5 protein-coding genes and 1 pseudogene are annotated in these 5,571 nt (G+C 40.2%); all 6 read right to left on the bottom strand.

The features are described 5' to 3' along the window. Nucleotides 1–28: 28 nt before the first annotated feature. Nucleotides 29–622, bottom strand: a complete 594-nt coding sequence (locus tag C0582_04735; GenBank protein PLX29442.1) for a hypothetical protein — start codon at nt 620–622, stop codon at nt 29–31. 290 nt (nt 623–912) lie between these two features. Continuing rightward, a complete protein-coding gene (locus C0582_04730) occupies nt 913–1,602 on the bottom strand; it encodes a hypothetical protein (protein PLX29441.1) in 690 nt (229 codons plus the stop codon). Next, a pseudogene (locus C0582_04725) lies at nt 1,602–2,455 on the bottom strand (sulfate adenylyltransferase subunit CysD). Before C0582_04725 ends, C0582_04730 begins: the two are co-directional and overlap by 1 nt. 431 nt (nt 2,456–2,886) lie before the next feature. After that, nucleotides 2,887–3,093, bottom strand: coding sequence for a hypothetical protein (locus C0582_04720; protein PLX29440.1), 207 nt, complete (start codon nt 3,091–3,093; stop codon nt 2,887–2,889). Nucleotides 3,094–3,271: 178 nt separating this feature from the next. Beyond that, nucleotides 3,272–4,852 (bottom strand): oxidoreductase, encoded by a 1,581-nt coding sequence (locus C0582_04715; GenBank protein PLX29439.1) that lies wholly within the window; start codon nt 4,850–4,852, stop codon nt 3,272–3,274. After that, nucleotides 4,852–5,571, bottom strand: a 720-nt coding sequence (locus C0582_04710; protein ID PLX29438.1) for a nucleotide sugar dehydrogenase, incomplete at its 5' end; no start/stop codon positions are given. The genes C0582_04715 and C0582_04710, both read right to left, overlap by 1 nt.

The raw sequence follows: 5,571 nt of genomic DNA, 5'->3' as shown, positions 1-5,571 counted from the left end.
GTTGTGACGGCCGGCATTCACAAAGCGCCTACCATAGAAACGGCTGAGGCCGCCAAGGTGATTGAAAATGTACAGCGCGATTTAAACATTGCCCTGATCGGATATTATCTCCATCTAAAATATAAGTTCTAATCCCTTTTTGGTAAAGGGACTGCTCTAATGCGTTTGCAAGAGTCGATTTGCCTGATCCATTTAATCCCGTAAACCAAATGATTTTCCCTGAATGGCCATTCAATAAGGCACGTTTTTCTTTTGTAATAGAAAAGCTTTGATCAAAAATAAAACGAGAGCGCCTTAGAACAAAATTAATCATCCCAGCAGCGACAGTTTGATTTGTCATGCGATCAATTAATATGAATCCCCCATTAGCTTTGTTTTTATCGTACGAAGTAATTGGTATTTCCTGATCAAAGCTAATTTCAACAATACTTATATCATTACAAAAAAGATCGATTCCTTGAATCTCAGCCATGGAATTAATGTCAATTTTATTCTTTATTTTTGTTATCTGAGCATTAGCAACTTTAGCACCAATTTTAAGGCGGTATGCTCGGCCTATGAAACCAGTTTGATCAGCAAGCCAAATGATATGAGCAGAGACCTTAGAAATTTTTGGCAACATATCAGGGTTTGTTGTAAGAATATCTCCTCTTGAGTCATCTATCTCTTTGTTTAGACAAAGTGTTACAGATTGACCTGGAAAAGCTTTATCTAACTTGTCAGAGCTTAAAATTATATTTGAAATCTCAGCAGAAAGACCTGATGAAGAAATGGTTATTTTATCCCCTTTCTTAAAAGATCCAGAAGTGACACGTCCAGAAAACTCTCTAAAATCCTGATTCGGTCGATTTACCCATTGTACCTGAAAAGTAGACCCAATATCTTCAGGATTTTCCTTAAAATCGATTGTTTCTAAACATCCAATGAGAATGTTGGCCCATCAAACCACTTCATATGCTTAGAGTGCTTGATTATATTATCCCCCTTAAGCGCAGATAAGGGGATGGGAATGATTTCTTCAAAATCCGTTTTATTTTTAACCTCTTTGTAATCTTTGCAAATTTTTAGGTATCTCTCTTGATCAAAATCAACTAAGTCCATCTTATTAATAGCTAAAATAACTTTTTTGATCCCCATTAATGAACAAATGTAAGAATGTCTCTTTGTTTGAGTCAAAACTCCTTGACGGGCATCAATTAAAATTACCGCTATATCCGCTGTTGAAGCACCCGTTACCATGTTTCGTGTATACTGCTCATAACTCGGAGTATCAGCAACAATAAATTTTCTTTTGTCTGTATTGAAGAATCGATAAGCTACGTCTATGGTAATACCTTGTTCTCGCTCAGAGCTCAATCCATCCACAAGAAGAGAAAAATCTATCTCACCGTTTGCATGAGCCGATTTTTTTGAATCCAACTTAAGTTGTTCAACTTGATCATCAAATATCAATTGAGATTCATACAAAAGCCTTCCAATTAAGGTACTTTTTCCATCATCAACGCTACCGCATGTGATAAATCGAAGCGTATCTAAAGTAGAGTTTCTATGAATAAACTGCTCAAGTTTCTCTTGTTGAGAAAGTGCTGCGTTAACTTTCATCAGAAGTAACCCTCTATTTTTTTTTCCATAGATCCAGAAATATCTTTATCAATGAAACGGGCCCTGTCTCTCACTCGTTTTGCTGGCTATGAGCTCCAGAATAATACCTTCAAGGGTATCAGCCTCTGATTTTATGCCTGCAGTTAGAGGATAACACCCTAAGGTTCTAAATCTCACTTTTTCTGTTAAAATTTTTTAGTCTTCAAAAATCTGGAAGCGGTCATCATCAACCATCAAATATTGATCATTTCTTTTAACAACAGGTCTCTTAGCCGCAAAATAAAGAGGAACGATCGGAATTTTCTCGATAAATATAGAGCCAAATATCGAGCTCTGTCCAATTTGACAGAGGAAAAACCCGTATACTTTCTCCTTGATGTTTAAAGGTATTAAAGAGATTCCATAGCTCTGGCCGTTGATTTTTTGGGTTCCCCTGATGTGTTTCAGTTCTGAAGGAAAAAATGCGTTCTTTGGCCCGGCTTTTCTCTTCATCTCTCCGAGCACCCCCAAAAGCAACATCAAATTTATATGTATTCAAAGCTTGTTTTAAAGCCTGCGTCTTCATAATATCTGTATGGACAGAAGACCCATGATCAAAAGGATTAATTCCCTTTTCAATACCCTCCTCTTTATTTTTATGGATGATGAGATCAAGGTTATATTATTTTTCAATCCAGGACCTAAAATCATACATCGCTTGAAATTTCCAAGTTGTATCAACGTGTAAAAGAAGGAACGGAAGCTTACTTGGATAAAAAGCCTTTATCGCAAGGTGCAACATAACAGCAGAGTCTTTTCCAACCCAAGAATAAAGCATCACAGGATTTTCAGCCCCTGCCAAAGCTTCACGCATAATATGGATACTTTCAGACTCTAAGTGATCCAGGTGAGATAAGGTTTCCCCTTTCTCCCTAATTTTTTTCTCAGTTTTTATGTTGAAGCGACTAATATCATCAATAAAAGACTGATAAATTTCAAAAGAGACATCTAATTTGAATTCATCAAAACTTTCTAGAATTGAGCTCCCGGCATCCTTAGATATTTCACACAACCATTTAACAACTTCACCTGAAGGAATTAAAGTGATATTCCTTTGCTCTTGAGCTACAAGGATTTGGAGCCACTTTTTAAGGTCATCTATAAGGTTATCATTTTCTAAAAATGCCCATCGACGTCCCAAGCGGCCATCATGAAGAAACAGAATTGATATTTTATCATTCAGTTTTTTCAACTGAGCATATAAAACAAGCTCCTTTTTTACCTTAGCCTTACCTAATAATGCGCTTAGAACAATTTTTTTGCTTTTCTTCCTAAATGATCTGCTATTTCATTTAACTTTAAATAAGCCGGAAACAACTCACTTTTTTCTATTTCTCTTTGACTTGACCTAATTTCATTATCTGAAAGAGATCCATGCAACACTTCGCATAGTTTGTGAGTTGTCCAAAAGTGGGCTTTTGCATTTATTTTTAAATTATGCAGTGGAATCATTTGTCGCTTTTTGTAATATTCTACAGCCTAGTAAAAAGTAATATTTTTGTCAAAAAAAACGGCATAGCGACAATTAGCCCTACCCGCCCCTTGGGGCCAAGATTTTTATAAGTTTATTGTGGGAAAGTTCTACTTATTATCACCATTATTTACCGGGGTGGATTTCTATTGAATATGCCTAGTTTATAATGTTGCACAAAACCTCTTCCAAAGTATCCCCAACAACCTGATATTTTCGACCCTCCCGAGGGCAGGTCATATCCTCGCGCAGGACTTCGCCGGCATGAGTCACCCAGCCGATTTGCCGGGCGGGATTGCCCACCATCAGGGTATGGGGCTTTACATCTTTAGTCACAACGGCCCCTGCACCAATTAAGCTATAAGCGCCCAAGCGCACGCCACAGATAATGGTGGCATTGGCGCCAATGGTCACCCATTTTTCAACATGGGTCGGTTTATACTGGTCTTTGCGCTCAATACACGCACGCGGCGTATTAACGTTGGTAAACACACACGAGGGCCCGCAAAAAACGCCCTCTTCAAGGGTGATACCTTTATAAAGACTGACATTGTTTTGAATCTTACACTGATCACCCACCACCACATCGGGCCCAATCATCACGTTTTGCCCAATGATGGCATTTTTACCAATCTTAGTACCAGAAAGGATATGACTATAATGCCAAATTTTTGAGCCCACTCCAATGTCACAGCCAGAATCTATTGCTGCGGTTGCATGAGCAAAGTACTTTAGATCGTTTTGAAAAGAGCTAGTAGGCTCTAGACTTTTTTTTTGACCAAGTGACTTTTGGGCTGCATCTAAAACCTTCAAAACCCGTAGACCTTCTTGACCATCGGTCCGGGGCGCTGTCTGTTTAGAGATAGACTCTAAAAAATGGGCACATTCCAACTTGAGTGGCTCTGAATTCTCAAGGGCAATATATTCGCATGCTGCTTTATCAGGCGTGGGCACCCCTTCTACCCAATTCACTTTATGCGGGTAGAACTGGAGTTTTTCAGCCCAAGGTTGGCCATCATCAAACACAAACATTCCTTCAGAGCCCACCACCACAAGTTTTTGCTCTTTAAACGGGTGCAGCCAAGACACGAACACATGGGCATCGACGCCATTTTTAAAGTGAAGATGCGTCATGGTGGTATCATGAATATGAGCATTCACATGGCATGACCCGGTGGCATAAACAGACTCTGGCTCTTGTTTCGCAATGGAAAGAATCATCGAGATGTCATGGGGGGCAAAGCTCCACAAGCTATTTTCTTCCTGGCGAATTTTTCCGAAATTCAAGCGGTTTGAATAAAGATATTGAAGTTTGCCAATGTCTCCCTTCCCTACTCTATTTTTAAGCTCGAGGAAGGCTGGGTGATATTGCAACAAATGCCCAACCATCAATATCTTCTGTTGTTCTTGAGCAAGTTGGCACAGCTCTTCCGCATTCTTAACTTCTAACGAAAGTGGCTTTTCAACAAACACATGCTTATCAGCTAACAGCACTTTTTTGGCCAGGTCATGATGAAGTTCAGCAGGCGCCGCAATTACCACCCCTTGAATTTCAGGGTCTTTCAAAACTTCCTCAAACGAAAGAGCTGGTACACCGTACGTTTCAGCCATTTTTTGCGCTTGAGGAGCATAGCCGTCACACACCGCTTTCAAGGCGCCCAGCTCATGAAAATTACGCACCAAGTTTTTGCCCCAATAACCACAGCCAACAACAGCAATCTTAATGTTTGAAAAATCCACTAAAGCCTCCAAAGATCGATGGTATTAGGTTTTGCTTCTCGTGCCAGCATGGCTTTCAGGTCAAAAATAAGGCCCTTTTGATCATGGAGTAAACTAGTAAGGCCCCACCCTTTTTGAACATAAATCTCATGTGAAACAGCAACAATCAACGCTGAAGCCGATTTTAGTTGATTAAATGGAATCAACTTAATCCCGGTTTCTTCAAACGTTTCTTCAAAATCTGCTTCGGGATCAGTTACCTGTACAGTCACCCCATATCTCTCAAGTTCTTTCACAATCTCAAACACCCGCGAGTTTCTTATGTCCGGCACATTTTCTTTAAAGGTACAGCCCAAAACGGTGACCGTCCGGTCAGTGCTGCCGTTTTTAAACAAGGCCTTCACCACTTCACTGGCCACAAAATAAGGAATTTCGGTATTGGTCCGCCGACCCGAAAGAATCACTTCTGGATGATAACCAGCTTTTTCGGCGCAATGCGTTAAATAATAAGGATCCACCCCAATGCAATGGCCCCCGACCAATCCCGGGCGCATTTTAATAAAGTTCCATTTGGTTCCGGCAGCATCAATCACATCGTTGGTATCAATCCCCAAGCGCCCGCAAATCATGGCAATTTCATTGATCAGGGCAATGTTTAAATCGCGCTGTACATTTTCAATCACCTTGGCGGCCTCAGCCGTTTCTATGGTAGGCGCTTTGTGAATGCCGGCCGTCACAAC

This window comes from Alphaproteobacteria bacterium (genome assembly GCA_002869105.1).
GTDB lineage: Bacteria > Pseudomonadota > Alphaproteobacteria > UBA7879 > UBA7879 > UBA7879.
The sequence above is the reverse complement of the archived record's forward strand: the minus strand, read 5'-3'. Positions and strand labels throughout refer to the sequence as shown.

Coding starts and splice junctions, on each gene's coding strand:
- C0582_04735 (PLX29442.1), bottom strand. CDS start 622: ATGTTGCCAAAAATTTCTAAGGTCTCTGCTCATATCATTTGGCTTGCT.
- C0582_04730 (PLX29441.1), bottom strand. CDS start 1,602: ATGAAAGTTAACGCAGCACTTTCTCAACAAGAGAAACTTGAGCAGTTT.
- C0582_04720 (PLX29440.1), bottom strand. CDS start 3,093: ATGATTCCACTGCATAATTTAAAAATAAATGCAAAAGCCCACTTTTGG.